General features: G+C 74.6%; 29 protein-coding genes and 1 riboswitch. Of the genes, 19 read left to right on the top strand and 10 right to left on the bottom strand.

From position 1 onward, the window contains the following. Positions 1–28: 28 nt before the first annotated feature. The 3 genes from ABD292_RS38265 to ABD292_RS38255 all read left to right on the top strand — a co-directional run bounded on the left by ABD292_RS38265 (position 29) and on the right by ABD292_RS38255 (position 1,718). The gene (locus tag ABD292_RS38265) at positions 29–394 is read left to right on the top strand and encodes an ArsR/SmtB family transcription factor (RefSeq protein ID WP_344216311.1); all 366 of its coding nucleotides are present in this window, start codon (positions 29–31) and stop codon (positions 392–394) included. After that, on the top strand, positions 381–995 hold the full coding sequence (locus tag ABD292_RS38260) for an SRPBCC family protein (RefSeq protein ID WP_344216309.1): 615 nt from the start codon (positions 381–383) through the stop codon (positions 993–995). The genes ABD292_RS38265 and ABD292_RS38260 overlap by 14 nt, the downstream gene beginning before the upstream one ends. Positions 996–1,079: 84 nt before the next feature. Further along, positions 1,080–1,718, top strand: a complete 639-nt coding sequence (locus ABD292_RS38255; protein ID WP_344216307.1) for an NAD(P)-dependent oxidoreductase — start codon at positions 1,080–1,082, stop codon at positions 1,716–1,718. A 7-nt stretch (positions 1,719–1,725) separates the two neighbouring features. On the opposite strand, the gene ABD292_RS38250 is transcribed toward ABD292_RS38255, so the two are convergent. Then, positions 1,726–2,073: a YdeI/OmpD-associated family protein gene (locus ABD292_RS38250; protein WP_344216305.1), complete on the bottom strand. Its 348-nt coding sequence runs from the start codon at positions 2,071–2,073 to the stop codon at positions 1,726–1,728. Positions 2,074–2,134: 61 nt separating this feature from the next. Between ABD292_RS38250 and ABD292_RS38245 the strand changes: the two genes are divergently transcribed. Both ABD292_RS38245 and ABD292_RS38240 read left to right on the top strand, forming a co-directional pair. Then, the gene (locus ABD292_RS38245) at positions 2,135–3,103 is read left to right on the top strand and encodes a helix-turn-helix transcriptional regulator (protein WP_344216303.1); all 969 of its coding nucleotides are present in this window, start codon (positions 2,135–2,137) and stop codon (positions 3,101–3,103) included. 71 nt (positions 3,104–3,174) lie between these two features. Continuing rightward, positions 3,175–3,792 (top strand): DedA family protein, encoded by a 618-nt coding sequence (locus ABD292_RS38240; protein ID WP_344216301.1) that lies wholly within the window; start codon positions 3,175–3,177, stop codon positions 3,790–3,792. A 54-nt stretch (positions 3,793–3,846) separates the two neighbouring features. On the opposite strand, the gene ABD292_RS38235 is transcribed toward ABD292_RS38240, so the two are convergent. Further along, positions 3,847–4,170, bottom strand: a complete 324-nt coding sequence (locus ABD292_RS38235) for a DMT family transporter (RefSeq protein WP_344216299.1) — start codon at positions 4,168–4,170, stop codon at positions 3,847–3,849. Positions 4,171–4,186: 16 nt separating this feature from the next. Next, positions 4,187–4,255, bottom strand: a riboswitch (guanidine-III (ykkC-III) riboswitch). Between the two features lie 88 nt (positions 4,256–4,343). On the opposite strand from ABD292_RS38235, the gene ABD292_RS38230 reads away from it, so the two are divergent. Further along, positions 4,344–5,255, top strand: a complete 912-nt coding sequence (locus tag ABD292_RS38230) for an NAD(P)-dependent oxidoreductase (RefSeq protein WP_344216297.1) — start codon at positions 4,344–4,346, stop codon at positions 5,253–5,255. Continuing rightward, complete coding sequence (locus ABD292_RS38225) at positions 5,252–5,989, top strand: SDR family NAD(P)-dependent oxidoreductase (protein ID WP_344216295.1); 738 nt, start codon at positions 5,252–5,254, stop codon at positions 5,987–5,989. The genes ABD292_RS38230 and ABD292_RS38225 overlap by 4 nt, the downstream gene beginning before the upstream one ends. 5 nt (positions 5,990–5,994) lie before the next feature. Here the strand turns inward: ABD292_RS38225 and ABD292_RS38220 are convergent, their stop codons facing one another. Then, positions 5,995–6,825 carry an AraC family transcriptional regulator gene (locus ABD292_RS38220; protein ID WP_344216293.1) on the bottom strand — a complete coding sequence of 277 codons (831 nt, stop codon included), beginning with the start codon at positions 6,823–6,825 and terminating at the stop codon, positions 5,995–5,997. 64 nt (positions 6,826–6,889) lie between these two features. Here ABD292_RS38220 and ABD292_RS38215 point away from each other — a divergent pair, with 64 nt between their 5' ends. Then, positions 6,890–7,327, top strand: coding sequence for an SRPBCC family protein (locus tag ABD292_RS38215; RefSeq protein ID WP_344216291.1), 438 nt, complete (start codon positions 6,890–6,892; stop codon positions 7,325–7,327). A 10-nt stretch (positions 7,328–7,337) separates the two neighbouring features. Here ABD292_RS38215 and ABD292_RS38210 read toward each other — a convergent pair whose 3' ends face one another. After that, entirely contained in the window at positions 7,338–7,697 is a 360-nt protein-coding gene (locus ABD292_RS38210; protein ID WP_344216289.1) for a winged helix-turn-helix transcriptional regulator, read from the bottom strand. A gap of 92 nt (positions 7,698–7,789) precedes the next feature. On the opposite strand from ABD292_RS38210, the gene ABD292_RS38205 reads away from it, so the two are divergent. Then, a complete protein-coding gene (locus ABD292_RS38205) occupies positions 7,790–8,662 on the top strand; it encodes an NAD(P)-dependent oxidoreductase (RefSeq protein WP_344216287.1) in 873 nt (290 codons plus the stop codon). On the opposite strand, the gene ABD292_RS38200 is transcribed toward ABD292_RS38205, so the two are convergent. Beyond that, positions 8,646–9,359, bottom strand: coding sequence for a CTP synthase C-terminal region-related (seleno)protein (locus ABD292_RS38200; RefSeq protein WP_344216285.1), 714 nt, complete (start codon positions 9,357–9,359; stop codon positions 8,646–8,648). The two genes, ABD292_RS38205 and ABD292_RS38200, sit on opposite strands and share 17 nt — an antisense overlap. A gap of 88 nt (positions 9,360–9,447) precedes the next feature. Between ABD292_RS38200 and ABD292_RS38195 the strand changes: the two genes are divergently transcribed. The 4 genes from ABD292_RS38195 to ABD292_RS38180 all read left to right on the top strand — a co-directional run bounded on the left by ABD292_RS38195 (position 9,448) and on the right by ABD292_RS38180 (position 12,574). Next, entirely contained in the window at positions 9,448–9,798 is a 351-nt protein-coding gene (locus ABD292_RS38195; RefSeq protein WP_344216283.1) for an iron chaperone, read from the top strand. 41 nt (positions 9,799–9,839) lie between these two features. After that, on the top strand, positions 9,840–10,730 hold the full coding sequence (locus ABD292_RS38190) for a LysR family transcriptional regulator (protein WP_344216281.1): 891 nt from the start codon (positions 9,840–9,842) through the stop codon (positions 10,728–10,730). A 78-nt stretch (positions 10,731–10,808) separates the two neighbouring features. Next, a complete protein-coding gene (locus ABD292_RS38185; protein ID WP_344216279.1) occupies positions 10,809–11,756 on the top strand; it encodes an ATP-binding cassette domain-containing protein in 948 nt (315 codons plus the stop codon). Beyond that, positions 11,753–12,574: an ABC transporter permease gene (locus ABD292_RS38180; RefSeq protein ID WP_344216277.1), complete on the top strand. Its 822-nt coding sequence runs from the start codon at positions 11,753–11,755 to the stop codon at positions 12,572–12,574. The genes ABD292_RS38185 and ABD292_RS38180 overlap by 4 nt, the downstream gene beginning before the upstream one ends. Positions 12,575–12,663: 89 nt before the next feature. On the opposite strand, the gene ABD292_RS38175 is transcribed toward ABD292_RS38180, so the two are convergent. The 4 genes from ABD292_RS38175 to ABD292_RS38160 all read right to left on the bottom strand — a co-directional run bounded on the left by ABD292_RS38175 (position 12,664) and on the right by ABD292_RS38160 (position 19,173). Beyond that, positions 12,664–15,741 carry an AfsR/SARP family transcriptional regulator gene (locus ABD292_RS38175; RefSeq protein WP_344216275.1) on the bottom strand — a complete coding sequence of 1,026 codons (3,078 nt, stop codon included), beginning with the start codon at positions 15,739–15,741 and terminating at the stop codon, positions 12,664–12,666. Between the two features lie 47 nt (positions 15,742–15,788). Then, positions 15,789–17,120 carry a serine hydrolase domain-containing protein gene (locus ABD292_RS38170; RefSeq protein WP_344216273.1) on the bottom strand — a complete coding sequence of 444 codons (1,332 nt, stop codon included), beginning with the start codon at positions 17,118–17,120 and terminating at the stop codon, positions 15,789–15,791. Positions 17,121–17,167: 47 nt separating this feature from the next. Next, positions 17,168–18,184, bottom strand: a complete 1,017-nt coding sequence (locus tag ABD292_RS38165; protein WP_344216271.1) for a CE1 family esterase — start codon at positions 18,182–18,184, stop codon at positions 17,168–17,170. Between the two features lie 110 nt (positions 18,185–18,294). Beyond that, positions 18,295–19,173, bottom strand: a complete 879-nt coding sequence (locus ABD292_RS38160) for an SCO6745 family protein (RefSeq protein WP_344216269.1) — start codon at positions 19,171–19,173, stop codon at positions 18,295–18,297. A gap of 33 nt (positions 19,174–19,206) precedes the next feature. On the opposite strand from ABD292_RS38160, the gene ABD292_RS38155 reads away from it, so the two are divergent. From ABD292_RS38155 to ABD292_RS38145, 3 genes are all read left to right on the top strand, one after another. Then, complete coding sequence (locus ABD292_RS38155) at positions 19,207–19,806, top strand: CGNR zinc finger domain-containing protein (RefSeq protein ID WP_344216267.1); 600 nt, start codon at positions 19,207–19,209, stop codon at positions 19,804–19,806. A 55-nt stretch (positions 19,807–19,861) separates the two neighbouring features. Continuing rightward, positions 19,862–20,122 carry a hypothetical protein gene (locus ABD292_RS38150; RefSeq protein WP_344216265.1) on the top strand — a complete coding sequence of 87 codons (261 nt, stop codon included), beginning with the start codon at positions 19,862–19,864 and terminating at the stop codon, positions 20,120–20,122. 183 nt (positions 20,123–20,305) lie between these two features. After that, complete coding sequence (locus ABD292_RS38145) at positions 20,306–20,890, top strand: hypothetical protein (RefSeq protein WP_344216263.1); 585 nt, start codon at positions 20,306–20,308, stop codon at positions 20,888–20,890. 78 nt (positions 20,891–20,968) lie between these two features. On the opposite strand, the gene ABD292_RS38140 is transcribed toward ABD292_RS38145, so the two are convergent. After that, on the bottom strand, positions 20,969–22,813 hold the full coding sequence (locus ABD292_RS38140) for a rhamnogalacturonan lyase (protein WP_344216261.1): 1,845 nt from the start codon (positions 22,811–22,813) through the stop codon (positions 20,969–20,971). 167 nt (positions 22,814–22,980) lie between these two features. Here ABD292_RS38140 and ABD292_RS38135 point away from each other — a divergent pair, with 167 nt between their 5' ends. The 3 genes from ABD292_RS38135 (at position 22,981) to ABD292_RS38125 (ending at position 25,944) form a co-directional block, all read left to right on the top strand. Next, complete coding sequence (locus ABD292_RS38135; protein ID WP_344216259.1) at positions 22,981–23,838, top strand: TIGR03619 family F420-dependent LLM class oxidoreductase; 858 nt, start codon at positions 22,981–22,983, stop codon at positions 23,836–23,838. A gap of 80 nt (positions 23,839–23,918) precedes the next feature. Further along, positions 23,919–24,320: an ATP-binding protein gene (locus tag ABD292_RS38130; protein ID WP_344216257.1), complete on the top strand. Its 402-nt coding sequence runs from the start codon at positions 23,919–23,921 to the stop codon at positions 24,318–24,320. A 67-nt stretch (positions 24,321–24,387) separates the two neighbouring features. Beyond that, the gene (locus ABD292_RS38125; RefSeq protein ID WP_344216255.1) at positions 24,388–25,944 is read left to right on the top strand and encodes an AMP-binding protein; all 1,557 of its coding nucleotides are present in this window, start codon (positions 24,388–24,390) and stop codon (positions 25,942–25,944) included. Positions 25,945–25,974 lie beyond the last annotated feature (30 nt).

The following is a 25,974-nucleotide window of genomic DNA, read 5'->3' as shown; positions in this document are numbered from 1 at the left end:
TATAAGCAGGACCTGAAATACTCGGGTCGTGCACGCATTCGACGTCCTCGGCGATCCGGTCCGGCGCCGGATCCTGGAGCTCCTCGCCGGCGGTGAGCGAAGCTCCGGCGAGGTCACCGCCGTCATCCAGCAAGAGTTCGGCATCTCCCAGCCGGCCGTCTCGCAGCACCTGCGGGTGCTGCGCGACAACGGGTTCGCCAGCGTGCGGGCCGCGGGCACCCGGCGGCTCTACGCCGTCGAGGCCGGCCCGCTGCGTGAGGTCGACCTCTGGCTGGAACGCTTCCGCGGGTTCTGGGACCAGCGCCTCGACGCCCTGGCCACCGAGCTGGCCCGCGGCAGGCGCGAACGCAGACCGGCCACCGAGAAGAAGGAGACCCCTGATGAACATGGTTGACGAGATCACCCGGGCGCACCGGGAGTTGTTCGACGGCGAGCGCAAGGAGCTGGTCATCCGCCGCCGCTACGAGGCCGAGATCGAGGACGTGTGGGACGCCTGCACCGACGCCGACCGGCTCAAGCGCTGGTTCCTGCCGGTGAGCGGCGAGCTGCGGCTCGGCGGCAGATACCAGTTCGAGGGCAACGCCGGCGGCGAGATCCTGGAGTGCGTGCCGCCCCGGCGGTTCAAGGTGAGCTGGGCGATGGGCGACGCCCCCGGCCTGTCGGAGGTCTCGGTCGAGCTGACGTCCGACGGCGGCGCCACCGTGTTCGAGCTGCGGCACGTCGCCGAGGTCCCGCCGGAGATGTGGGAGGGGTTCGGCTGCGGCGGGGTCGGCGTCGGCTGGGACCTCGGGCTGCTCGGCCTGGCCCTGCACCTCTCCGGCGGCGAGAAGGCAGGTGAGGACACCTTCCACCTGACCCCGGAGGGCCGGCAGGTCATCACCGCCTCGGCCCGGGCGTGGGGCGCGGCGGAGGAGGCGGCCGGCATCCCGGCCGGGCAGGCCGCCGCCCACGTCACCGCCGTCACCTCCTTCTACGCCCCGGAGCCCGGCGCCTAGATCGGACCGTCCGGGTGGGCGGCGGGGCTCGGAGGTAGGGTGGTGAGTGAACATTCACTAACCCCTCCGAGAAAGGGGACGCCCATGAGGCTGGCAGTCTTCGGAGCGACCGGCGGCATCGGGCTCGAACTGGTCCGTCAGGGCCTCGACCGGGGCCACGAGATCACCGCCGTCGTACGCGCCGCCGCCCGGCTGCCCGCCGGGCTTCGCGACCGCGTCGAGGTCGTCGAGGCCGACGTCATGGACCCCGTCGCCGTCGCCCCCGGCGTCGCGGGCCGTGACGCCGTGCTCAGCGCCATGGGCAGCCGCGAACGCGGCCCCACCACCGTCCACTCCGGCAGCGTCGCCGCCATCACCGAGGCCATGCGCCGCGCCGGCGTGCGGCGCGTGCTGACCGTCGGCGCGGCCGGAATGGTGGCCGACGCGGGCGACGGCCCCTTCACCCGGTACGTGCTCAAGCCGCTCATCGTGCAACCGCTGTTCCGACACTCCTACGCCGACCTCGCGGCCTCGGAGGAGCTGCTGCGCCGCGCCGGCCTCGACTGGACCGTCGTCCGGCCCGGCCGGCTGCGCGACGCCCCGCCGACCGGCCGCTACCGCACCTCCTGGGACCGCTGCGTCAGGGGCGGCCACAGCACCGTGCGCGCCGACACGGCCGACTGCATGCTCTCCCTCCTGGACGATCCGGCGAGCGCCGGCCACGTCGTGTACGTGACCTCCTGACCAGGGATCAGGCGGGCCAGCGGCCGTCGGCCCGCGCCCGTTCGACGGCCGCGAGCCCGGCGGGGCGCATCCGGCCGGCCGCCGTCAGCCGCGCCACCCGGTCCACGTTCGACCGCGACCAGGCGCTGCGCGGCCGGCGCGGGGTGTAGCGCTGCAGGTAGGTCGCCGCGTCCCGCGAGCGGGTCAGCCCGTCGATCCAGCCGTGGCACAGGGCCTCCTCCACCGCCTCCTCGTACGTCAGCCGGGTCGGCTCGACGGTGCCCTTCTTGGCGAGCACGACCCACACCTCGCTCGCGCTGCCGGCGTGCCGCTCCAGCCAGTCCCGCCAGGCGGCGGCGTCCTCGAAGATCTCCATGGGTCCATCATCGCGCCCAAAGTGCTCATCCCTTGAGTCCTTTTCCTGCCAGGATGAACGCATGCGCGCAGACCGCCTGGTCGCCGCCCTCCTCCTGCTCCAGGGACGCGGCCGCCTGACCGCCTCGGAGCTGGCCGGGGAGCTGGAGATCTCCGTCGCCACCGCCCGCCGCGACCTGGAGGCGCTGTCGGCCGCGGGCATCCCCGTCTACCCGCAGCCGGGACGCGGAGGCGGCTGGTCGCTGGTGGGCGGGGCGCGTACGGACCTGACCGGGCTGACGGCCGCCGAGGCGCGGGCGCTGTTCCTGCTCCTCGGCCCGGCCACGCCCGCCGCGCCGGCGCTCACCTCGGCCCTGCGCAAGCTCGTACGGGCGCTGCCGGCCACCTTCCGCGCGGACGCCGAGGCCGCCGCGCGGGCGGTGGTGTCGGACCCGGCCGGCTGGGGTGAGGCGGGACGGGAGCCGCCCGCCCTGGTCCGGACGCTGCAGGACGCGGTCGTCGCCGGGCGCAAGGTGCGCCTCACCTACGCCCGCAAGGGCGGCGAGCCGGCCGAGCGGCTGGTCGATCCCCTCGGACTGGTGGACAAAGACGGCCTGTGGTACCTCGTGGCGGGCACAGAGGCGGGCCGGCGGACGTACCGGGTGGACCGCGTCACCGCCGCCGAGCCCACCGAGCTGCCCGCCGAGCGGCCGGACGGCTTCGACCTCGCGGCGGAATGGGAGCGCGTCGTCGGCGAGGTCGAGCGCCGCCGCTCCCTCGTGACGGCGGTGGTGCTCGTCGCCGGGCGGCACGCCGGGGTCCTGCGCGACCACTTCGGACGCCACTGCGAGGTGCTCGGGCACGAGCCGGACGGCCGGGCTCGGGTACGGGTCGCCGCCCCGATGGCCCTGTCGATCGCCGAGCAGCTCGCCGGCTGGGGCGCCCAGGCGGAGGTCGTCGAGCCGGAGGAGGTGCGCGCCGAGCTGGCCAGGATCGGCGCCGAACTCGTCGCCCGCTACGCGCCCGAGGCAGCGGTGCGGCCGGAGGGGTGAGGTTTACCCCCGGTTGGGTCGGGCAGCAGCCTCATTCCGAACTTATCTGATCATCTCTAGCCTTGAGGCTCATGACTGACTGGCTCATCGGACTGATGGAGACGCTGGGGGCCCCAGGGGCGGGCCTCGCGATCGCGTTGGAGAACCTCTTCCCGCCCCTGCCCAGCGAGGTGATCCTGCCCATGGCGGGTTTCACCGCCAGCCAGGGGGAGCTGGACCTGCTGGACGTGATCGTGTGGACCACCATCGGCTCCGTCGTCGGGGCGCTGGCGCTGTACTGGGTGGGCGCAATGCTCGGGCGCGACCGCGTGATCCGCCTCGTGGAGCGGATGCCGCTGCTGAAGACGTCCGACATCGAGAAGACCGAGGCGTTCTTCCAGCGGCACGGCCGCAAGACGGTCTTCTTCGGGCGGATGATCCCCGTCTTCCGCAGCCTCATCTCCATCCCGGCGGGGGTGGAGCGCATGCCGCTGCCCATGTTCCTGCTCCTCACCACCGGGGGCAGCCTGATCTGGAACGTCATCTTCGTCTACGCCGGCTACCTGCTCGGGGAGCAGTGGCACCTCGTGGAGACGTACGTGGGGGTCGGCACCAACGTGGTGATCGGGATCGTCGTGGCCGCCGTGCTGGTGTTCATCGGGGTACGGGTGGCCGAGCGGCGCAAGGAGAAGAAGGCGGCGCGCCGCTGACCCGGCCAGATCCCCGCCCTCGGGCCGCCTGGCCCGAGGGCGGGGATCTTTCCGTCAGTGGCCGGCGCCGGCCAGGTTGAGGCCGACGACGCCGAGGAGGATGAGCCCGATCGAGATCAGCTTCAGCGGGGACGTGTCCTCGCCGAGCGCGATCATGCCGAGCGTGGCGGTGCCGACGGCGCCGATGCCGGTCCACACCGCGTAGGCGGTGCCGACCTCCAGGTTCTTCAGCGCCATCGCGAGCAGCCCGAACGACAGCACCGCGGACACGCCGAAGGCGACGCTCGGCCAGAGCGCGGAGAACCCGTTGGTGAGCTTGAGCGAGTAGGCCATGACGACCTCGAACAGACCGGCGGCGATGATCAACAACCAGGCCATGACGGCTCCTTCCCAGGGAGCGTCGTCTTTGCAGGCCGGGTACGGCGCGTCTCGTCCGGGCGGGCCACCGGATCGGGGCCCGCGTCCACGACAACGGCCCGTCCGCCGCTCCTATTCCGGTCTGCCCGATCACAACCGTTCAAGACCCGCGCCCGGTCCCTCCGCTACAACGGATGCCGCTGGAGAGGGAGGTGGGGCGGATGACGGTGGGGTTCGCCGGGCTGGGCCTCATGGGGCAGCCCATGGCGGTCAATCTGGCCAGGGCCGGCACGCCGCTCGTGGTGTGGAACCGGACCCCGTCCCGCGCCGAGGCGCCGCGGGCGGCCGGGGCGCGGGTGGCGGCGGACCCGGACGAGCTGTTCCGGCTGGCGCGGGTGGTGCTGCTCATGCTGGCCGACGAGGCCGCCGTGGACGCCGTGCTGGGCCGCGGCACCCCGAGCTTCGAGTCACGCGTGTCCGGCCGGATCGTGGTGCACATGGGGACGACCGCGCCCGCGTACTCGGCGGCGCTGGCCGGCGACGTGCTCGCGGCCGGCGGCCGGTACGTGGAGGCCCCGGTGTCGGGCTCGCGCGGCCCCGCCGAGGCCGGCCGGCTCGTGGCGATGCTGGCGGGCGAGGCGGGCGCCGTGGAGGAGGTACGGCCGCTGCTGGCCCCGATGTGCTCCGGGACGGTCCCGTGCGGGCCGGTCCCCGGGGCGCTGCTGATGAAGCTGGCGGTGAACCTGTTCCTCATCACGATGGTGAGCGGGCTGGCCGAGTCGGCCCACTTCGCCGCCCGGCACGGGCTGGACATGGAGACGTTCGCGCGGGTGCTCGGCGCCGGGCCGATGGCCAGCGACGTCTCGCGGGTCAAGGCCCGCAAACTGGTCGAGGGCGACTTCGCCGCCCAGGCGGCCGTCGCGGACGTGCTGAAGAACAACCGGCTCATCGCCGAGGCGGCGCGGGAGCGCGGCGTGGCCGCGCCGCTGCTGGACGTCTGCCACGCGCTGTTCGCCGAGACGCTGCGGCTGGGGCACGGCGGGCTCGACATGGTGGCCGTGATCCGCGCGATCGAGGCCAGGACGGAGAGAGGACGGACAGCGTGATCATCGTCACCGGCGGCTCACGGGGGATCGGCGGCAGCATCGTGGAGCGGCTGAGCGCGGACGGCGCGAGCGTGCTGTTCACGCACTCCGGCTCCGACGAGGAGGCGCGGGAGCTGGAACGGCGGCTCGGGCCGCGGGTCCGGGGCCTGCGCCACGACGTCAGGGACGACCCCGGGACGCTGTTCGCCGCGGCCGAGGCGATGGGCGAGACGATGGGCGAGGCGATGGGCGAGGTGACCGGGCTGGTGAACAACGCGGGCGTCACCGGACGGCTCGGCCCGTTCACCGAGCTGACGGACGACGACCTGCGGCGCGTGGTCGAGGTCAACCTGGTCGCGCCGCTGCGCCTGTGCAGGGAGGCGGCCCGGCGGTGGCGGGGACGGCCGGCGGGCGGGAGGGCCATCGTGACGATCTCGTCGGTCGCGGCCCGCACCGGATCGCCCGGCGAGTACGTCGCCTACGCCGCCACCAAGGCCGCCGTGGAGACCATGACGATCGGCCTGGCCAAGGAGCTCGCCCCCGAGGTGCGGGTCAACGCCGTGTCGCCGGGCACCATCGACACCTCGATCCACGCGCGGGCGGGCGAGTCCGGACGGGCGTGGCGGGTGGCCGAGCGGGTCCCGCTGGGGCGTCCCGGGCGGCCGGAGGAGATCGCGGCGGCGGTGGCGTGGCTGCTGTCGGACGAGGCGTCGTACGTGACCGGCGCCGTCATGAACGTCGCCGGCGGCCTGTAGCGCAGCTAGGGGCGCAGGGCGGCCAGCCAGCGGCCCGGGGTGAGGCCGTAGGCGCGCTTGAACATGCGCGTCATGTGGGCCTGGTCGGCGAAGCCCGCTTCCAGGGCCGCCTCGCCGAGCGGCGTGCCGTGCCGCAGCGCCCGCCGTACGACGTCGAGCCGGCGCATCGTGCGGAACCGGGTCGGGCTGGTGCCGAAGGCGGCGCGGAACTGGCGGGCCAGCGTCCACCGGTCGAGCCCCGACACACCTTCCAGCTTCGCCACCGTCAGCCGCGCGGCCGGGTCGGCCGCGATCAGCTCGCGCACCCGCGCCAGCGCCGCCACCGCCAGTGGCCCGGGACCGTCCTGTACGGGGCCGCCGGCGTGCCTGCGCAGCGCGTCGGCCACCAGCACCGCGACCTCCAGCCGGGCGAACGCGCCCAGCGGCTCGTCCATCCGGCGCAGGCAGGCCAGCAGCGACGGGTCCATCCCTGACGACGCGACGATCGGGTCGGCCACGAACGGCAGCGGCCCGCCGCCCAGCGCCTCCCGCACCAGGAACGGATCCACGTACAGGATGCGGTAGCCGAACCCCTCGTCGGTGCCGGCCGCGCCGTCGTGCGGCTCGTCGGGATGCAGGACGTGCCACTCGCCCGGCAGGCAGTGCCGCCGCTCGCCCCGGTAGCGGAAGGTCTGCACGCCGGACAGCGTCACGCCGAGGGCGTAGGTGTCGTGGCGGTGGGTGGCGAACGCCGCGCCGACGAGTCTCGCCTCCAGCCGTTCGATGCCCTCGGCGCCGTGGCCGAAGCGCAGCCGCTGCCCGGGGACCGGCTGCAGATGCTCGCTCAGGTCGTCCATCCCGGACGGGACTCTAGCACCGGGCGCGCGGGGTAGGGGGGAGCGAGGAGAGACAGGAGGCGACGTGGGCAGAGCCGTGTACGTCGGCGCCGCCGTCGAGGTGGCGGCGCCGCCCGAGCAGGTGTTCGCGCTGCTCACCGACTGGGCCAGGCAGCGGGAGTGGATGTTCCTGACCAGCACCCGCCAGGTGGCCCCTGACGCCGTCGAGGCCTACACCGGGGTGGGGCCGCTCGGGTTCATGGACACGATGACGATCACCCGGTGGGAGCCGCCCGAGCTGGTGGTGATGGAGCACACCGGGCGGCTGGTGCGCGGCCGGGGCGCGTTCCGGGTGCGGGCGCTCGGGAGCGGCAGCCGGGTGATCTGGACGGAGGAGCTGCTGGTGCCGTTCGGGGCGCTGGGGCGGGCCGGATGGCCGCTGGTGCGGCCGGCGGCCAAGGCGGTGTTCCGTCACAGCCTGCGGGGGCTCGCCGCCCTGGCGGCGGCCGAGCGGCGGAGGTGACCTCGGGGCTTCAGGCGTCCACGGAGACCTTCGCCGCGCCGATGCGCCCCATGCGTTCGGTGCCCCAGGCGCCGAGGGGGGCGAGCGCCGCGTTGAGCGAGACGCCGTGCTCGGTCAGGGAGTACTCGACCTTCGGCGGCACCTCGCGGTAGACCTCGCGGTGCACCAGGCCGTCCTCCTCCATCTCGCGCAGATGCTGGACCAGCATCTTCTCGCTGACGCCCGGCAGGCCGCGGCGCAGCTCGGCGAACCGGCGGGTGCCGTGGTGGTGCAGCTCCCAGAGGATGAGGGACTTCCACTTGCCGGCGACCACGTCCATGGCCGCGTCGATGCCGCAGAAGTAGGGACCCCGTCGTGCCGATGACGCCATCCGCTCTCTCCCAGCCGTACTTACTTTCTGGTGAGTACCTGACTAAATAGTCCGTACTGGTCAACCCTACCGGTAGTGGACAGGATGGGGCCATGACGAACCACGACATTCAAGTGAGCGTTCTCGGCCTGGGAGAGATGGGCGGCGCGCTCGCGGCCGCCCTGGTGGCGGCCGGGCATCCGGTGACGGTGTGGAACCGGTCGCCGGGCAAGGCGGACCGCCTGGTCGCGCAGGGCGCGCGGGCCGCCGCCACGGCCGGTGACGCGGTGCGGGCCGGCCGGCTGGTGATCGTCTGCCTGCTGGACGACGCCTCGGTCCGCGAGGTGCTCGAACCGCTCGCGGGCGAGCTGGCCGGCCGGACCCTGGTCAACGTCACCACCACGACACCGGCCCAGTCGCGGGAGATGGCGGTCTGGGCGGAGCGCGCCGGGGTCGCCTACCTCGACGGCGGCATCATGGCCGTGCCGCCGATGATCGGCCGGCCGGGGTCGTCGGTCCTCTACAGCGGGTCGGCGGACGCCTTCCACGAGCACAAGCACCTGCTCGACCTGTGGGGGAGCAGCACCTACTTCGGCGCGGACGCCGGCCTCGCCTCCCTGTACGACCTCGCGCTCCTCTCCGGCATGTACGTCATGTTCGCCGGGTTCATGCACGGCGCCGCCATGGTCGCCCCGGCCGGCGTGACGGCGAGGGAGTTCGCCGCCATGGCCGCCCCCTGGCTGACCGCCATGACCGGCGGCTTCGAAGGGTTCGCCGCGGTGATCGACGGCGGCGACTACACCGTCCCGGGGCAGCAGAGCCTGGAGTTCTCCGACCTCAGCCACCTCGTGGCCGCCAGCGCCGAGCAGGGCGTCAGCACCGAGGTCGTCGCCATGGTCCAGAAGCTCGTGCAGCGCCAGGTCGACGCCGGTCACGGGAAGGAGGGCTTCGCCAGGATCATCGAGAGCATCAGGCGACCGGCCTGACGGCCCGCCTCCCCGCGCCGTGCCGGGCCACGGCGGCGGCGAACGCGGAGATCACCGGATGCGGCCGGCCGTCCCGCTCGGCCAGCTCCGGCTGGAACAGCGTGGCCAGGAGGAACGGATGGCCGGGCAGCTCGGCGACGCGGGCGGTGCCGTCGTCGGCGGCGTGGCCGGAGAAGACCAGCCCGCCCGCGGTCAGGGCGTCCCGGTAGGACTCGTTGAGCCCGTACGAGCAGACGTAGGACTCCAGCGTCTCCGGCGCGGCCACGATCCGGGCGATGAGGGTGCCGGGCGTGAGCCGGACCAGGCTCTCGTGACCGGCCAGCGAGCAGGCCAGCGGCGTGAGCAGGAAGTCGCGGCCGGCCGGGTCGTTCTCGGCGTGCGCCACGTCCAGGCCGCACACGTGGCGTGCGTACTCCAGGAGCATGTGCTGGAAGCCCGCGCAGGTGCCGAGGAACGGCAGGCCGCCCTCCCTGGCCACGCGCACGGCCTCGACCGCGCCCGCCTCGTCCCGGTACGGGCTGCCGGGCAGCAGCCACACGCCGTCGAAGCCGTCCAGCCCGGCGGCGACGTCCGTGGTGGGGATCCAGTAGGGGTCGAGGGCGATGCCGTCGCGCTCGCGCAGCGCCTCCATGACCCAGGGGACGCGGGTGTGCGAGCGGACGCTGGGGGAGCGGTCCCCGACGAGGGCGATTCTCATGCCACCATCGTGACGGCCGCTACCGGTGAAGCGCCAACGATGATTCCTGCACCTGCCATAAGGGTTGCTGATGGAATAGCCTGGCGAAATGGCGCAGAGCAAGGCCGGCGACGTCGACGGCTACCTGACCGAGGTCCCCGCGGAACGCAGGGAGGTGCTGACCCGGCTGCGGCAGTTGTGCCGGGAGGAGCTGGCGGGCTTCGACGAGGTCATGGCGTACGGGATGCCGGCGTACGGGCGCGACGGCTCCTGCGAGATCGCGTTCGCCAGCCAGAAGCAGTACATCTCCTTCTACCTCATGCGCGCCGACGTCCGCGAGGCGTTCGAGGAGCGGCTGGCCGGACAGGACATGGGCAAGGGCTGCCTGCGGTTCCGCAAGCCGGAGAACGTCGACTTCGACCTGTTGCGGGACCTGCTCAGGGCCACTGCGGCCGGGTGAAGCGCCGGCGATGGGTCCTGCCCCTGCTATAAGGGGTGCTGATGGACCCTCATCTGCTGACGACGTTCGTGACCGTGGCCCGGCGCGGCTCCTTCTCGGCCGCCGCCGCCGAGCTGGGCTACACGCAGTCGGCGATCTCCCAGCAGATCGCCGCGCTGGAGGCCGACCTCGGCCTGCCGCTGCTGAGCCGGCGTCCCGTGGAGCCGACCCCGGCCGGCAGGCGGCTGCTGGAGCACGCCGAGCCGCTGCTGCTGCGGCTGCGCGCGGCCCGCGCCGACGTGCTGCGGAGCGCCGCCGCGCCCCGCGACCGGATCGCCCTGGCCGTCACCCCGCTCGGCTTCACCGACGCCCTCGCCGACCGGCTGGCGCGGGCCCGCGCCGCACGGCCCCGGCTGGAGGTGACCGTGGTGACGTGCGGGCGCGAGCGGGTCGCCGCGCTCGTGGCCGAGGGGGAGGCGGACCTCGGGCTGGTCGACGGCCTCGCCGCGCCCAGCGACCCGCTGCGGCCGCCCGACGCCGGGCCGATGACGATCGCGGGCGTCGGCGAGGAGGACGTGGTCGTGGCCCTGCCCGCCGGCCATCCCCTGGCCGGGCGGGCGGCGCTGCGACTGGCCGACCTGGCGGACGCGCGCTGGCTGCGGACGCCGCTCTGCCCGCTGTCCCGGCTGCGCGCCCTCGTCGGCGACGGCTTCCCCGTGGCGTTGGAGCATCGGGGCGACGACGTGCGCACGCTGATCGCCCTCGTGGCCGCCGGGCACGGCCTGACCCTGCTGCCCGCCTCCGCCCTGTCCGCCACTGTCCTGGGCGGTGCGGTGGCGGGCGCGGTGGGGGTGCCGGTGTCCGCGCCGCGCCTCGTCCACCGCGTCGAGCTCCTGCACGGCACGCTGCCGCCGGGCCCGGCCGCCGACCTGGCCCGCGCGCTCACCGGCTGAGGCGGCTGTCAGGCGGTGCGCGGGGGCTGACAGCGTTCTGTGCGGGAAACGGCAGGGCCGCCCCCCACGATGGGCCCCATGTACGCCTTCGAAGCCGAGGGCCTGGTCAAACGCTTCGGCGAGACCACCGCCCTGAACGGCATCTCCTTGTCCGCCCCGCCCGGCACCGTCCTCGGGGTCCTCGGCCCCAACGGCGCCGGCAAGACCACCGCCGTACGCGTCCTCGCCACGCTCCTGCGCCCCGACGCGGGCCGCGCGGCCGTCGCCGGCGTGGACGTCGTGCGCCACCCCGCCCGCGTCCGCCGCCTCATCGGCCTGACCGGCCAATACGCCTCCGTCGACGAGGACCTGACCGGCACGGAGAACCTCGTCCTCATCGGCCGCCTGCTCGACCTGCGCTCCGGCGAGGCCAAGGCCCGCGCCGCCCGCCTGCTGGCGGACTTCGGCCTGGCCGAGGCCGCCGACCGGCGCGCCGCGACCTACTCGGGAGGCATGCGGCGCCGCCTCGACCTGGCCGCCAGCCTCGTCGGCCGGCCCGAGGTGATCTTCCTGGACGAGCCGACCACCGGCCTCGACCCGGCCAAGCGCGAGGACGTGTGGGCGATCGTCCGCCGCCTCGTCGCCGACGGCGTCACCGTCCTGCTCACCACCCAGTACCTGGAGGAGGCCGACGCCCTGGCCGACGCCATCTCGGTCGTCGACCACGGCCGGGTGATCGCGCACGGCACCGCCGCCGAGCTCAAGCGCGTCGTCGGCGGCCAGACCGTGCTGGTGCGCCCCGCCGACCCGGCCCGCCTGGCCGAGGCGGCGGCCATCGCCGCGGCGGTCGCCGGCCGTCCCGCCGAGCCGGCCGGCCGCGACGTGACGACCGTGCCGGTGGACGACGCCGCCGCGTTCACCGAGATCGTCCGCCGCCTGGACGCGGCCGGGCTCGCCGTCACCGAGCTGTCGCTCCGACTCCCCAGCCTGGACGAGGTCTTCTTCACCCTCACGGGCCACCGCACCGGACAGGAGAGCGCCGCATGACCACCACCGAGACCGCGGCCCCCTCGCGGGCCGCCGCCCACGGCGAGGAGGGGCGGCGCCCGTTCCGGCTCGCCCGGCACAGCCTCGCCCTGGCCGGGCGGAGCGTCCGCAAGACCTTGCGCACCCCCGAGCAACTGATCGACGTCACCCTGCAGCCGGTCGTGTTCGTCGTCGTCTACGTGTTCCTGCTCGGCGGCGCGGTCGCCGGCTCGACCGGCGAGTACCTGCAGTTCCTGCTTCCGGCGATCATGGTGCAGACCGTGCTGTTCGGCGGGATGGCGACCGGCGTCAACCTCAACACCGACATCAAGAAGGGGGTCTTCGACCGGTTCCGCAGCTTGCCGATCGGCCGCTCGGCGCCGCTCATCGGCTCGGTGCTGGGCGACCTGATCCGGTACGTGCTCGCGGAGGCGGTGCTGCTCGGCTTCGGCTACGCGCTGGGCTTCCGCGCGCACACGGGGATCGTGCCCGTGCTGGCGGCGTGCCTGCTCACGGTGTTCCTGGCGTTCTGCGTGAGCTGGGCGTTCGTGCTGGTCGGGATGCTGATGCGGGAGCCGGGCGGGGTGCAGGGGACGGCGTTCATCGTGCTGTTCCCGCTGACGTTCGGCACCAGCATGGTCACTCCCAAGGAGACGCTGCCGGGGTGGCTGCGGGCCTGGGTCTCGGTCAACCCGGTCAACCACGCCATGGAGGCCGCACGCGGGCTGATGCTGGGCGGGCCCGTCGCCACCGGCGTGGTGTGGACGCTGGTGTCGGGCGTGGTGATGCTGGCGGTGCTCGCCCCGCTCGCCGTCGCCGCCTACCGCCGCCGCGCCTGACCGGCCGCACCCACCGGTGCCCGGCGCCTGACCGGCCGCACCCACCGGTGCCCGGCGCCTGACCGGCCGCGCCGCCGGCGCGCCGCGCCTCACGGGCCGGTGCAGCCGCTGTCGCGCGGGTCCGCCGTGGCCGCGCGGACCAGCGACACGGCCTCGGCGGGGGGCAGGGCACGGCCGCGGGCGTGGGCGGCGGCGTAGCGCGCCGCGCCCAGCCGGGCGCGCAGCCGGGACGTCAGGCGGGCCACGTCGGGAAGCGCCGCGTCGGGCGCGCCCCGGAGCCGTTCGGCCGCCCCGGTCAGCGTCGCCGCCCGCTCCGGCGCGCCCTGCGCCTCCCGCAGCTCGGCGACGGCGACCGCGGCCCGCGCCAGCACCGGCATGTCCCGCACCAGCAACGTCAGCTCGACCGCCTCGGCCACGCGCCCGGCCGCCTCCTCCAACGCGCCGCGCGCCACCGCCAGATGGGCCTGCCCGATCAGGACCAGCGCCCGCAGCTGCGGCGCGACCGAGGCGGACTCCTCCAGCAGCGCCGCCGCCCGCTCGTACGACCGCCCCGCGGCCCCGAGCTCGCCCTCCATCCGGGCCAGGTCACCCAGCCCCAGGTGGGCGAAGGCGAGATCGTGCTCCGACGGCTCGACGCCGTCCGGCTCCAGCATCGCGCGGAACTCCGCGCGGGCCCGCTCGACATCGCCCTGCCTCACCCGGATCTGTGCCCGCCAGCCCTGCTGGTGCAGCAGGCCCGCCTCCGGATCGAGCTCGCGCAGCAGCGTCATGGCCTCCGCCATGGCCGCCAGCGCCGCGTCGAACTCGCCGAACACCGCGTGCGCCTCCGCCAGCACGGTCAGCGCCATCGACAGGCCCCACCGCTCGCCGGCCACCCGCAGGTGCGCGCACGCCGACAGCAGGTCCTCCCGCGAGCCGGCCATGTCGCCGTCGTTCTCCTTCAGCGCGGCCCGCGCGACGTACAGCATGCCGCGCGTCCAGGGGTCAGGATGGGACAGCCGCCGCCCGATCACCTCCATGCCGAACGCCGAGTCGTCGGTGAACAGCGCCAGCGCCGGCTGCAGCATCGCCAGCACCGGATGCTCCGGCTCCGGCTCCGCCTCCTCGGCCGTACGGCGCAGCTCGCGCAGCGCGGACTCCGCCCGGATGTGCCCGCCGGCCAGCGCGCCGTTGATCAGGCAGACGGCGGAGGCGATGAGGCGGGCCTGCCGGGGGGCGGAGCCGGGCAGGGCGAGCGCGCGTTCGAGCCAGCCGACGGAATCGGCGTTGAAGCCGCGGATGACCCAGAACGTGCCCATCGCCGCCGCCAGCCGCAGCGCCGTGTCGGCGTCGCCGGTGTCGGCCGCGTGGTGCAGCGCGGTCAGGATGTTGTCGTGGTCGGCCAGCAGCCGCGCGATCCAGGCGAGCTGGTCGGGGCCGCGCAGGTGCGGCTCGGCCCGCTCGGCCAGGTCGCGGTAATGGGCGGCGTGGCGGGCGCGGGCCTCGGCCAGGAGACCGGCGTCGGCCAGCCGTTCCAGCCCGTACTCCCTGATCGTCTCCAGCATGCGGTAGCGGCCGTCGCCTGCGGCCTGCACGAGGGACTTGTCGACCAGGGCGGCGAGCACGTCGAGGCTGCCGCCGGCGCCCTCGGCGGCGGCCAGGTCGAAGCCGCCCGCGAAGACGGCGAGCCGTTCGGCGAGGACCCGCTCGTCGTCGTCGAGCAGGTCCCAGCTCCAGGCGACGACGGCCCGCAGCGTCCGGTGCCGCGGCAGCGCGGTACGGCTGCCGCCGGTCAGCAGCAGGAACCGGTCGCCGAGCCGGTCGGCGAGCTCGCGCGGGGTCAGGGCGCGCAGGCGGGCCGCGGCCAGCTCGATGGCGAGCGGCAGCCCGTCCAGCCGGCGGCAGATCTCGGCGGCGACGCCCGGGTCGAGGACGAGGGCGGGGTCGATGGCCGCGGCGCGGTCGGCGAGCAGCCGCACGGCGGGCTCGGGCGGCAGCGGCGGCACGGGACTGAGGGTCTCGCCCAGGATGCCCAGCGGCTCGCGGCTGGTGGCCAGCACCCGGAGGCGGGGGCAGCGGCCGAGCAGCTCCTCGGCCAGCCGGGCGGCGGCCTCGACCACGTGCTCGCAGTTGTCCAGCACCAGCAGGACGCGGCCCGGCGACAGCGCCTCGGCCAGGGACTCGACCGTGCCGCTCACGCCGGGATGGCGGCTCGCCTGGTCGCCGAGCACGGACAGCACGGCCCGCGGCACGTCGGCCGGGTCGGTGACGGCGGCCAGCTCCACCAGCCACGTCGCGGTGTGCTCGGCCACCAGGGCGGCGGCTGCCGTGGTCGCCAGCCGGGTCTTGCCCGCGCCGCCGGGCCCGACCAGCGTGACCAGCCGCCCCGCGCGGAGCTGGTCGTGGAGCCGCGCGAGCTCGGCGTCGCGGCCGACGAAGCTGGTCAGCGGGGCGCGCAGGTTCGTCCGCCGGGGGCGGGGCGGCTCGGCCCGCAGCACCTCCAGGTGGGCCTCGCGCAGCTCGGCCCCGGGCCCGGTCCCGAGCTCGGCGGCCAGGGCGCGGCGGCACTCCTCGTACGCGGCCAGGGCCTCGGACCGCCGCCCGGCGGCGTGCAGGGCCCGGACCCGCAGCGCGTGCAGCCGCTCCCGCAGGGGATGGCGAGCGGCCAGCTCCCCCAGCTCACCCACGACGTCGGCTTCGGGGGTGGCGGGCAGGGCCAGGCGTGCCTCCGCGCGGTCCTCGACGGCCGCCAGCCGCGCCTCCTCCAGCCGTGCGGCGTGCCCGGCCGCGAACGGCGACGCGGCCAGCTCGCCCAGTGCCGGCCCCCGCCACAGCGCCAGCGCCTCGGTCAGCAGCCGCTCACGTACGGCCGGATCGGCCTGGCGGCGGGCTTCGGCGGTGAGCCGGTCGAACGCCTCGGCGTCGGTCCCGGCGTCCAGCCGGTAGCCGCCGGGCACCGACACCAGCGCCCCGGCGCGGGGCAGCGCCCGCCGCAGGCGGGAGACCAGCGACTGCAGCGCGTTGCCAGGGTCGGCGGGCGGGTCGTCCGGCCACAGGCACCCGGCCAGTTCCTCCGCCGTGACGGCCCGCCCGGCCGCCAGCGCCAGCCGGGCGACCAGCAGGCGCAGCCGGGCGCCGCCGACGGCGGCCGACTCGACCTCGATCGGCCCCAGGATCCCCACGCGCACACGACCATGCTGCCACCGCCGCGCGGCCCCGGACGTCGGGGGAGCGGTCAGGCGTGCCAGTCGGCGACGCCGCCTGGGACCGGCGCGGCCGGGTCGTACGGCTCCCGCGTGAAGATGAACGTGTTGAGGTCGAGATGGTCGGGGGAGACCCGCAACGTCTCGCCCGCGTAGTAGCCGTCGAGCCCCAGCCACGTCCCGTCGTCCTGCGGCACGAACCGCGACGCCCGCCCGCCCCCGTTCAGCGGCTCCAGCGCCAGGCCCCGCTCGGGCAGCAGCCGCAGCGCGTACGGCTTCGGCCCCCAGTGCCACAGCCCCGTCAGCGCCAGCAGGGCGGGGTCGGCCTCGACTGGACGCCACTCGTCGGGCAGGCGCGGCTCGTGCTCGTCGAGGATGTCGAGCAGGTCCGTGAGCAGCCGCCCGCTGAGCCCGGAGGTGGTGTTGGCCATGAACAGCACCCCCACGCCCTCGGCCGGGTCGGCCCACACGGTGGCGAGGAAGCCCGGCATCGAGCCGGAGTGGCCGGAAAGGCGCCGCCCGCCGGACCGGGCGAGCTGCAGGCCGAGCCCGAACCCGGAGGTCCAGGCGTCGCCGTCGTCCACGCCGATGGGCTCGCGCATCTCGGCGAGCGTGCCGGGGCACAGCACCCCGCCCGTGTCGCCGCACAGGAACGCCGCCCACCGCGCCAGGTCGTGCGGCGTGGACCAGAGCTGCCCCGCCGGGCCCATGGCGTCGGCGTCGTGCTCGGGCTCGGGCAGCACCACGTCGGCCCACGGGTGCACGGCGTAGCCGGTGGCGTGCGGGGCCCGGGGGCGGGGCGTGGTGCCGTCCATGCCGAGCGGCGTCAGCACCTCCTCGCGTACGGCGTCCCACCAGGTGCCGCCGCGCAGCCGCGCGACCAGCTCGCCGAGCAGCGCGAACCCGACGTTCGAGTAGTGGAAGCGGCGGCCGGGCCGGTGCTTGGCCTCACCCGGGCCCAGGCGCTTGAACAGGTCGTCGACGGGGACGCCGGGGGTGCGCTCCCACCAGGCGGTGGGCGGCTCGGCGGTCAGCCCGGAGGTGTGCGAGAGCAACTGGGCGATGGTGAAATGGCCGTGCGGCGCGTCAGGCAGGTGGGCGTCCAGACGGTCGTTGAGCTGAAGCGCGCCCTCGTCGCGCAGCCGCATCACCACCACGGCCACCATCGACTTGGTGATCGAGCCGAGCCGGTACTGCGTGGCGGCGGTGGGCGGCCCGTCGCCCACCCGGCCGCGCCCGCCGAACCACGCCGTCCGCCCGTCGCGGACGATCGCCGCCGTCAGCGAGGGAACTTTGCATTCGGCCTGCTCGACGGCGAGCCGGCGCAGCAGGGCGCGGGCCGTCGCCTGTCCAACCTGAGTCATGAGCGACAAGGGTAGTCGCTGGAGCGGCGGCTGCGCCGGGTAGCCGATCAGCGGGCCGGGGTCCGGTCGAACGCGTCGAGGATGAGCGCCGTGGCGTCCAGGGTGCGGGCGGTGGCGCCGAGGCGGGGCACCTCGGCGGAGCCCGGCCAGGTGTGCCCGCCGCCGTCGAGGGTGTAGAGGCGCACGGCGGCGCCCTCGGGGCACGATCGCCAGGTCCGCAGCCGTACGCCGGTGGCGGGGCGGGTGGTCGCGCGGCCGGAGCAGCCGAACGCCCGCGCCCAGTCGTCGGCCGCCCGCTCCACCGGCGGGAGGACCACCAGGTCGGCGAGGGCGCGCAGGGCGCCCGTGGCGTCGGGGAACGGATGCCCGCCCCGGTAGGGGACCGCCCGGTCGGCGGTGCCGTGGAAGGCGAGCAGCGTCGTGGGGAACGGCCGGTCGCACGGCCGGGCGACGCTGAGCCCGCCCACCGCCCCGACGCCCGCCAGACGGCCGTCCAGGGCGCAGATCAGGGCGGCGGACATGGCGGCGCCGTACGACATGCCGGCCGCGAACGCCCGCCCCCGGTCCACGCACAGGCCGCTCTCCAGCCGGTCGAGCAGGGCGGCGAGGAACCCGGCGTCGTCCGGCCCCGGGGTGCCGGGCAGTGTCCAGCCCATGCGGCCGTCGGCGGCCTGCGGGGTGGCCACGACGTAGCCGCGGCGCGGGCCCTCCACGGCCAGGCGGCTGTAGAAGCTCTCCTGCGCGGCGTCGGAGCCGAGCCCGTGCAGGTCCAGCAGGACGGGATGCGGGCCCTTGCCCTTGGGGACGGCCAGCAGGAAGGTCCGGCGCAGGCCGTCGTGCGTCATCGTGTGGCGGCCCGCCTTGAGTCGCGGCGCGGCCGAGCACCCGCTCGCCCGTCCCCGGTCCTCCGGGGGCTGGACGGAAGGGCTCTGATCGGGCTGCGGGCTCGCCGGGCTCCGCTGGGCCTGCCGCGCGGGGGCGGGCTGGGGCGCGGCGGAGCAGCCCGCGACCGGCGACGCGGCCAGCAGCGCCGCCAGCGCCAACGCGATCGCGCCTCTGCCCATCCCGCCCCTCCTCGTCCGCGTTCAGCCTCGTCTGTCCCCGTTAAGCCGTCACCCACCCCTTTCGTCGGGGGCCGGGACCAAGTCTCGTCGATCGGTCCGGGCCGCGCTCGTCAGTCCGGGGCCTTGACGGTGGCGATGCCGAGCGTGCTGGTCATCGGCAGCAGGCCCGCCTCGAAGACCGGGCCCAGCAGCGGCCCGCCGAGCCGGGCGAGCCGGTCGGCGCGCTCCTGCCCGAGCAGCCGCCACGGCCCGGCGGCCAGCTCGTCGGTCATCCGCTCGACCCGGTCGCGCAGCGCGCGCCCGCGTTCGGTGGCCTGGCCGCCGGCGTCCACCAGGCCGCGGGCGGCCAGCCGCTCGCGGGCCGCGTCCCACTCCTCGGCGCTCCAGCCGCGCCCGGCGAACGTCTCCACCGGCGCGGCCCCGATCGCCGCGAACGACACCAGCGCCTCGCATCCGTCCAGCTCCGCCGCCAGCAACGCGGCCAGGTGACCGTCGCCGCGGTGCTCGCGCAGCACGGTCGCCGCCTGCCACAGCACCAGGTGCGGCTCGTCGGCCCACGGCAGGTCCAGGTTCGCGGCGGTGAGCGCCCGGCCCTCCACGCCCGCGCCCTCGGCCGCCCGCCGGGCCAGCTCGGCGGCCTCCCGCAGCTCCGGCCCGGCGAGCAGGTCGCCGAGCAGGCTCCGGTACGTCCGGTCGACCGCCGTCAGCCGCGCCTCCAGCACCCGCTCAGGTGCGGCGACCGACCACACGGCGGGCACGTGCTCGGCCACCGTCGCCGGGCTGAAGCTGTAGCAGGCCGCCGTGGCCAGCCGCGTGCCGACCCGGCCGAGCGGGGCGGTGCGGTAGGCGAAGTAGCTCGGCCAGCGTGACTCGACGTCGTAGCCGAGGGCGGCGGCCTCCTCGAACGCCTCGGGGGAGAAGTACAGCACGGCGTGCAGGGGTTCGAGCTGATGCCACATGCGGCGGGCCAGCCGGGCCATCTCGTCCATGCCAATTCCTCACTGTCTAGATAAGCTATGCCAGTGACGATAGACGCGTGGCGCATCACTGGTCAATCCCAAATAGACAGTTATGTCGGGCGATGGGCGGAGCTGGCCGTCCTGCTGGTGAACGGGCTGGCCGTGACCCGCGTACGCGGCCGCGACGTCGAGCCCCCGTCCGATCCCGGGCCGGCCCTGGAGGCGGCGCTCGCCCGCGCGGGCTGGAGCCCGTCGCCCGGCGCGGCCGGACCGGTACGTCTCGGCGACGAGGACGCCGCCCGCCTGGCCGCGATCGCCGCCGAGCTGCGCCCGATCCTCGGCGGCGCCCCGGACGCGGTGGCCGCGCTCAACGGCGTCCTGATCCGCCACCGGGCGGTCCCCAGCCTGTACGGCGACCCGCCGGTCCTGGCCTTCCACGCCCCGGGCGCGACCCTCGCCGACGCCTGGGCCGCGAACGCCGCCACGGCCCTCGCCATGGTCATCGGCGTCGGTCAGGGCGTCCGGCTGCGCAGCTGCGAGGCCGAGGGCTGCGAGCTGGTCTTCTTCGACGTCACCAGGAACGCCTCACGCCGCTTCTGCGGCCTGTCCTGCCAGAACCGCGCCAAGGCCACCGCCTACCGCGCCCGCCGCCGCGGCGCCTAGTGCCGGTTTTGTGCCATTTGCCCCACTCTTTGCCCCTGTCCTGGCACGGTGAAGTATGGCCACATCGGGGGAGGACAAGTGGCTGAGCGCGCTGCGTGACCACGCCGCCCGGCTCGCGTTCCCGGACTGGACGCCGCAGCCCGGGGACTGGGCCCACCTCTACACCGGCTTCGACGACGACGGCATCCCCTACACCGAGGTGGCCGTCTACCGCACCGACCGGGACGGCGGCCATGAACGCATCCGCCACATCCGCTACAGAGGCGGCGAACTGACGGCGTTCTGGTCCAGGCTGGTCAACGAGATCATCGAATAGACCGAGACGAACGGCGCGTCCTGTTACAGGTGAGTTCTGGGGGTTTTGATGGGTCCTTTGAGTTTGGAGGGATAAAAGAGAACATCCGCATGGGTACGTCTGCTTGCGTCTGAGCGCACGCCGAAGTGCGAGTGCCGGATTTTCGGTAGACATCACCATGAACGGAAACGAGAGCACGTGAATATGAAGACTCGGCAAACGTGGGCGCCGCGCCGCGGGCGCTTCGCGGCACTGGCTCTGACCGGTGCGGCCGCCAGCATCATGATCCTGCCCGTGGGCCTCGGTGTGGCCTGCGCGAGCACCATCGTCCCCACCGTCGAGGCCGGGGGCGCCCCGCCGAAGCCGGCGGTGAAGCACGTGACGCAGACGAGATACGTCACGAGGGAGAAGCCGGTGCTGCGCAGCCCGCGCATGCGTCTCCCGCGGGTCGACGTCATCGTCGACAACATCAACGACAACATCAACCTGCGTCGCCAGCACCGGCGCCACGACTTCAGGCGTGACTTCAAGCACGACTTCAAGCACGACTTCAAGCACGACGACTACAAGAAGGTCGACCCGTACAAGTCGGTCGAGCAGGTCAAGCCCGAGTACGACGAGTACGACGAGTACAACAAGTACGACGGCAACCTGTACGACAACGTCCAGTCCGGCAACACCCTGTCCGGCAGCGGCCAGTACGGCACCAGCCAGACCGGCAGCGGCCAGACCGCCGGTCAGGACAAGTACTGGTGGCCCGGCAGCAAGCAGTGGAAGAACTGGAACTGATCGCCACCGGACGTGATCCGGCCGCCGCGGCGTGAGGAATCACGCCGGGCGGCCGGACCACAACCGTCAGCAGGACGGTCAGCGGACGTAGATGTCCGGGCGGGGCGGCGTGGGCATGCGGTCGCCGAGGAAGAAGCTCGTGTGCGGCGGCTGGTTGTAGGCGGTGTTCTGCCAGGCGACCGAGACCCGGTAGAGGGGGTCGTGCATGAGCGTGTAGAGGCGGCGGTCGGTCGGGATCGTGGTGGAGTAGATCCGCAGGGCCCGGTTGTCGGAGGTGGGCCAGACGACCTCCTCACGCCAGTCGCCGAACAGGTCGGCCGACAGCGACGGCGTCGCCTTGGTGCCGTTGTTGGAGTGGACGCCCGAGGCGGTCAGGAGGCGGGTGTCGCCGTCCGTGCCGTACTTGTCGATGCGCGTCTGGTCGAGCAGCTCCCGCACCGGGTCGCCGTCCCACCAGACGAGGAAGTTGATCGAGGACGGCTTGCGGCCTGCGGTGTTGCCGGTGACGCTGCGCAGGTTCCCGTCCGCGGCGGACCAGAACTCCGAGGCGACCCGCACGGTCGAGATGTCCCCGGCCACGCCCCGCCCGTTGTCGGAGCCGGACGCCGTCTGCCACAGGACCTGGCCGCCCCGGGGGTCGATGTAGAGCGAGCCGGGCTGGCTGGTGCCCTCGCTGACCTTGAAGTACTCCAGGCCGGCGCGGGCCGGGTCGAAGTCGCCGAGGTGCTGGGCGTCGCCGTGGCCGGTGCGGGTGGACCACATGCCGGTGCCGTTGTCGTTGACGGCCATGGCGCCGTAGACGATCTCGTCGCGGCCGTCGGCGTCCACGTCGCCGACGGACAGGCTGTGGCTGCCCTGGCCGGCGTACTGCGAGCCGGCCGAGTTGCTGTCGAACGTCCACCGCTTGGTGAGCGTGCCGTTGCGGAAGTCCCAGGCGGCGATGACGCTGCGGGTGTAGTAGCCGCGGGCCATGATCAGGCTCGGCCGCTCGCCGTCCAGGTACGCCGTCCCGGCCAGGAACCGGTCCACCCGGTTGCCGTAGCTGTCGCCCCAGGAGGAGACGGTGCCGCGCGGCGGGTCGTAGTTCACCGTGGACATGGCGGCCCCGGTCAGGCCGTTGAACATGGTCAGGTACTCGGGGCCGGACAGCACGTAGCCGCTGGAGTTGCGGTGGTCGGCGCCGGAGTTGCCGATGACGGCGCCGGTGCCGTCCCTGGTGCCGTCGGCGGTCTTCATGGCGACCTCGGCCCGGCCGTCGCCATCGTAGTCGTAGACCTGGAACTGCGTGTAGTGCGCGCCGGCGCGGATGTTGCGGCCGAGGTCGACGCGCCACAGGCGGGTGCCGTTGAGCCGGTAGGCGTCCACGAAGACGTTGCCGGTGTAGCCGGACTGGGAGTTGTCCTTGGCGTTGGACGGGTCCCACTTCAGGATGATCTCGTACTGGCCGTCGCCGTCCACGTCGCCCACGCTCGCGTCGTTGGCGCTGTAGGTGTAGGAGACGCCGTCGGGGGTGGTGCCGCCGGACGGGGGCTGGATGGGCACGTCGAGGTACGCGCCGCCGGTGAAGCGCAGCGAGGCGGGGGAGGCGGCCTGCTCGGCCCCGCCGACCACGGCCCGGACCGTGTAGGAGGCGTCGGCGGCTGCGCCGTTGTCGAGGTAGTTGGTGGAGGCGGTCAGGCCGGAGACGATCCTGGTGGAGCCGCGGTAGAGGTTGAAGGAGACGCCGTCGGGGTCGGTGCCGAGCAGCCGCCAGGAGACGAGGTTGCCGGAGCCGGAGCGTACGCTGATCAGCCCGCGGTCCAGGTCCTCCATCTGCTTGGTCGGCGGGGCGGCCTGGGCGGGGCCACCGGTCGTCACGGCGGCGCCGGTCGCCGCCGTGGCCAGTGCCGTCGCCAGGGCGAGGGCGGCCTTTCGTAACCGCATCACGGGTCCTCTCGTCGGGTAAGCGCTTTCCCAGAAGGCAAAAACGTTTCACGGGGCGCGGGGCGGGGTTCTCGGCGTATTAAAACCGCGACCCCGCCCGGGCGGCAAGCGATCGTGAAACTTTCGGGCTTGCCCTGACGCCGGTGTCAAGGTTCTAGCCTGCGACGGTGAAATTCGGAATCAGCTACAACGCCGCCCATTTCGGCACCGACCCGGAACAGCTCGTGGCGTTCGCCCGGCAGGCCGAGGAGTGCGGGTTCGAGTCCCTGTACGTGCCGGAGCACGTGGTCCTGTACCCGGGCGCCCGGGTCGGGCCCTTCGAGCTGCCGCCGGCGCTGCCGTACCTGGACCCGCTCGACTGCCTGGCCTTCGTCGCCGGGGCGACCCGGCGCATCCTGCTCGGCACCGCCGTGCTGCTGATCCCGTACCACCATCCGGTGCCGCTCGCCAAGCGGCTGGCCACCGTGGACGTGCTGTCCGGCGGGCGGATGAGGCTGCTCACCGTCGGGGTCGGCGCGTTGCCGGGCGAGGCGCGGGCGGTCGGGGTGGACTTCGCGACCCGGGGCCGGCGCGCCGACGAGGCCATCGACGTGCTGCGGCTGCTGTGGGCGGGGGGCGAGGAGGGCGCCGGTCACCAGGGGGAGTTCTACGCCTTCGACGACCTGTGCAGCTTCCCCAAGCCGCTGGGCGGCGCGGGCCTGCCGGTGCACGTCGGCGGGTCCAGCCGGGCCGCCGCGCGCCGGGCCGGGCTGCGCGGCGACGGCTGGTTCCCCGGCGGGCGGCTCGACGCGCGGGAGCGGGCCGGGCAGTGGGACCTGGTGAGGGCCACGGCCGCCGAGGCGGGACGGGACCCCGGCGCGCTGGAGTACACCCGCTGGGGAGCTCTCGACATGACGGAGGACGACGTCGAGACGCTGGCCGCTCAGGGGGTGACGCGGATCGTCGTCAGCCCGGCCTCGCCCGACCCCGAGGAGCGGCGGGAGGAGCTGGCGGCGTTCGCCGGGCGGTTCGGCCTGTCTTCCTGATCTACTTTGTAAAGGCCACACTCCGGTCGTTGTGACCTTGAGCACTGTTCGGAACGCCGGAAGTCGCCGACAGTGAGGACATGGGCCTGCTGAAGGTGGATTTCGACGAGAGCTGCCTGGTACGCACCCGCCGCGCGGTCCTGGCCTGCGCCCGCGCTCAGGGAGTGACGGGGGAGCGGCTGGGCGACTTCCTGTCGGCGGTCAACGAGTGCCTGGTCAACGCGGTCGAGCACGGCGGCGGGCGGGGCCGGCTGCGCCTGCGGCGCGAGGACGGCCCGGGGGGCGGCAGGCTGGTCTGCGAGGTCGCCGACGACGGGGACGGCATCCCGGTCGAGGTGCTGAAACGCGAGTCGCTGCCGGCCGCGTCCGCACCGGGCGGGCGCGGCATCTGGCTGATGCGCCGCCTGGCCGACGAGGTGGTCTTCCTCACCGGGCCCGGGGGCACCACCGTCCGCATCGCGCTGGAGGTGGCGGGTTCCTGACCGGCGTGCCGGGGTACACGTACGCTCTCCGTCGATCCCCGTTCGAGCGAAAGGCGTCGGTGCGCGGATGTTCGCAAGGCTGGTCGAGCTGGGCGGTTTCGGGGTGGAGGCGGCGATCACGCTGACCCGCAACGGGCTGCTGGGGCCGGTGCCGCCCGCCGCGCTGGCCCGCGTGGTGGAGGCGTACCGGCATTTCGGCGTCACCCCGGCGGCCGGGGTGGCGATCGCGGCGGCGCGCTGGCCGGACCGCACCGCGGTGGTGGACGAGGCGGGCTCGCTGACGTTCGGCGAGCTGGACGCGCGGGCCGCCGGGCTGGCCGCCGAGCTGCGGCGGCGGCACGCGGTGGGGCCGGGGCGCACGGTCGCCGTCATGTGGCCCAACGACCGGGGCTTCCCGCTGGCGATCGCGGCGGTGTCGCGGCTGGGCGCGGATCTGCTGCTGCTCAACACCGGGCTCGCCGGGCCGCGGCTGCACGAGGTGCTGACGCGGGAGGGCGTGGACGTGCTGATCGCCGCGCCGGACCTGCCGCCGGTGGAGTTCGACGGGCCGCGCGTGGGCGACCTCGACGCGCTCGCCGCCGCGGGCCTGGCGGCCGGCTCCGCCGCCGAGCCGCCACGCCGGCCGGGGCGGCTGGTGCTGCTGACGTCGGGCACGACGGGCACGCCCAAGGGCGCTCCGCGCCGTTTGTCGCTGGCCGAGCTGACCGAGCCGTTCGTGTCGATGCTGACCACGGTGCCGCTGCGCGGCGGCGAGCCGATGCTCATCGCGCCGCCGCTGTTCCACGGCCTGGGCCTGCTCTGGTACGGCGCGGCTCTGGTGCTCGGCTGCCCGGTCGTGCTGCTGCGCGGGTTCGACGCCGGCGCCGTGCTGGACGCGCTGGCCGTCGAGCGGGCCGCGGCGCTGGTGGCCGTGCCGGTCATGCTGCGGCGGCTGCTGGCCCTCCCGCCGCGCCGCCTGCCGGATCTGCGGGTGGTGGTCTCGGGCGGCTCGGCGCTCCCTCCCGGCCTGGCCGCCGGGTTCATGGACGCCTACGGCGAGGTCCTCTACAACCTGTACGGCTCCACGGAGGCCGGCTGGGCGGCGCTGGCCACGCCCGCCGAGCTGCGCGCCGCGCCCGGCACCGTGGGCCGGCCGCCGCGCGGCGCGACCGTCCACGTGGCGGGCCCGGACGGCGCCGAGCAGCCGCCCGGCGAGGTGGGCCGGGTGCTGGTGTCCGGCGGGCTGACCTTCACCGGCGCCGCCGACGGCCTGCTGCCCACCGGCGACCTCGGCCACCGGGGCCCGGACGGGCTGCTGTTCATCGACGGCCGCGACGACGACATGATCGTCTCCGGCGGCGAGAACGTGTTCCCGCAGGAGGTCGAGGACCTGCTGGCCGGGCGGCCGGGCGTGACCGACGTGGCGGTGCTGGGGGTGCCGGACGAGGAGTACGGGCAGCGGCTGGCCGCGTACGTGGTGCCCGACCGGGACGCGCCGCCGTCGGCCGACGACCTGCGCAAGGCGGTGAAGGCCGAGCTGGCCGCGTACAAGGTGCCGCGCGAGGTCGTTTTCGTGGAGTCGCTGCCGCGCAACCAGACGGGCAAGGTCGACCGGTTCAGGCTCCTGGAGCAGGTCGGCGGCTGAGCGGCCGCCGGGCGGATCACCGGCGGCGGG

Source organism: Nonomuraea bangladeshensis, assembly GCF_039529455.1.
Lineage (GTDB): Bacteria > Actinomycetota > Actinomycetes > Streptosporangiales > Streptosporangiaceae > Nonomuraea > Nonomuraea bangladeshensis.
The sequence above is the reverse complement of the archived record's forward strand: the minus strand, read 5'-3'. Positions and strand labels throughout refer to the sequence as shown.

Excerpts from the sequence above, each read along its gene's own strand:
- ABD292_RS38250 (WP_344216305.1), bottom strand. The coding sequence starts at position 2,073 with ATGGAGATCTTCGAGGACGCCGCCGCCTGGCGGGACTGGCTGGAGCGG.
- ABD292_RS38185 (WP_344216279.1), top strand. The coding sequence starts at position 10,809 with ATGTACGCCTTCGAAGCCGAGGGCCTGGTCAAACGCTTCGGCGAGACC.
- ABD292_RS38255 (WP_344216307.1), top strand. The coding sequence starts at position 1,080 with ATGAGGCTGGCAGTCTTCGGAGCGACCGGCGGCATCGGGCTCGAACTG.
- ABD292_RS38205 (WP_344216287.1), top strand. The coding sequence starts at position 7,790 with ATGACGAACCACGACATTCAAGTGAGCGTTCTCGGCCTGGGAGAGATG.
- ABD292_RS38140 (WP_344216261.1), bottom strand. The coding sequence starts at position 22,813 with ATGCGGTTACGAAAGGCCGCCCTCGCCCTGGCGACGGCACTGGCCACG.
- ABD292_RS38160 (WP_344216269.1), bottom strand. The coding sequence starts at position 19,173 with ATGGACGAGATGGCCCGGCTGGCCCGCCGCATGTGGCATCAGCTCGAA.
- ABD292_RS38125 (WP_344216255.1), top strand. The coding sequence starts at position 24,388 with ATGTTCGCAAGGCTGGTCGAGCTGGGCGGTTTCGGGGTGGAGGCGGCG.
- ABD292_RS38245 (WP_344216303.1), top strand. The coding sequence starts at position 2,135 with ATGCGCGCAGACCGCCTGGTCGCCGCCCTCCTCCTGCTCCAGGGACGC.
- ABD292_RS38145 (WP_344216263.1), top strand. The coding sequence starts at position 20,306 with ATGAAGACTCGGCAAACGTGGGCGCCGCGCCGCGGGCGCTTCGCGGCA.
- ABD292_RS38195 (WP_344216283.1), top strand. The coding sequence starts at position 9,448 with ATGGCGCAGAGCAAGGCCGGCGACGTCGACGGCTACCTGACCGAGGTC.
- ABD292_RS38170 (WP_344216273.1), bottom strand. The coding sequence starts at position 17,120 with ATGACTCAGGTTGGACAGGCGACGGCCCGCGCCCTGCTGCGCCGGCTC.
- ABD292_RS38180 (WP_344216277.1), top strand. The coding sequence starts at position 11,753 with ATGACCACCACCGAGACCGCGGCCCCCTCGCGGGCCGCCGCCCACGGC.
- ABD292_RS38240 (WP_344216301.1), top strand. The coding sequence starts at position 3,175 with ATGACTGACTGGCTCATCGGACTGATGGAGACGCTGGGGGCCCCAGGG.
- ABD292_RS38130 (WP_344216257.1), top strand. The coding sequence starts at position 23,919 with ATGGGCCTGCTGAAGGTGGATTTCGACGAGAGCTGCCTGGTACGCACC.
- ABD292_RS38200 (WP_344216285.1), bottom strand. The coding sequence starts at position 9,359 with ATGAGAATCGCCCTCGTCGGGGACCGCTCCCCCAGCGTCCGCTCGCAC.
- ABD292_RS38230 (WP_344216297.1), top strand. The coding sequence starts at position 4,344 with ATGCCGCTGGAGAGGGAGGTGGGGCGGATGACGGTGGGGTTCGCCGGG.
- ABD292_RS38220 (WP_344216293.1), bottom strand. The coding sequence starts at position 6,825 with ATGGACGACCTGAGCGAGCATCTGCAGCCGGTCCCCGGGCAGCGGCTG.
- ABD292_RS38165 (WP_344216271.1), bottom strand. The coding sequence starts at position 18,184 with ATGGGCAGAGGCGCGATCGCGTTGGCGCTGGCGGCGCTGCTGGCCGCG.
- ABD292_RS38150 (WP_344216265.1), top strand. The coding sequence starts at position 19,862 with ATGGCCACATCGGGGGAGGACAAGTGGCTGAGCGCGCTGCGTGACCAC.
- ABD292_RS38235 (WP_344216299.1), bottom strand. The coding sequence starts at position 4,170 with ATGGCCTGGTTGTTGATCATCGCCGCCGGTCTGTTCGAGGTCGTCATG.
- ABD292_RS38190 (WP_344216281.1), top strand. The coding sequence starts at position 9,840 with ATGGACCCTCATCTGCTGACGACGTTCGTGACCGTGGCCCGGCGCGGC.
- ABD292_RS38210 (WP_344216289.1), bottom strand. The coding sequence starts at position 7,697 with ATGGCGTCATCGGCACGACGGGGTCCCTACTTCTGCGGCATCGACGCG.
- ABD292_RS38260 (WP_344216309.1), top strand. The coding sequence starts at position 381 with ATGAACATGGTTGACGAGATCACCCGGGCGCACCGGGAGTTGTTCGAC.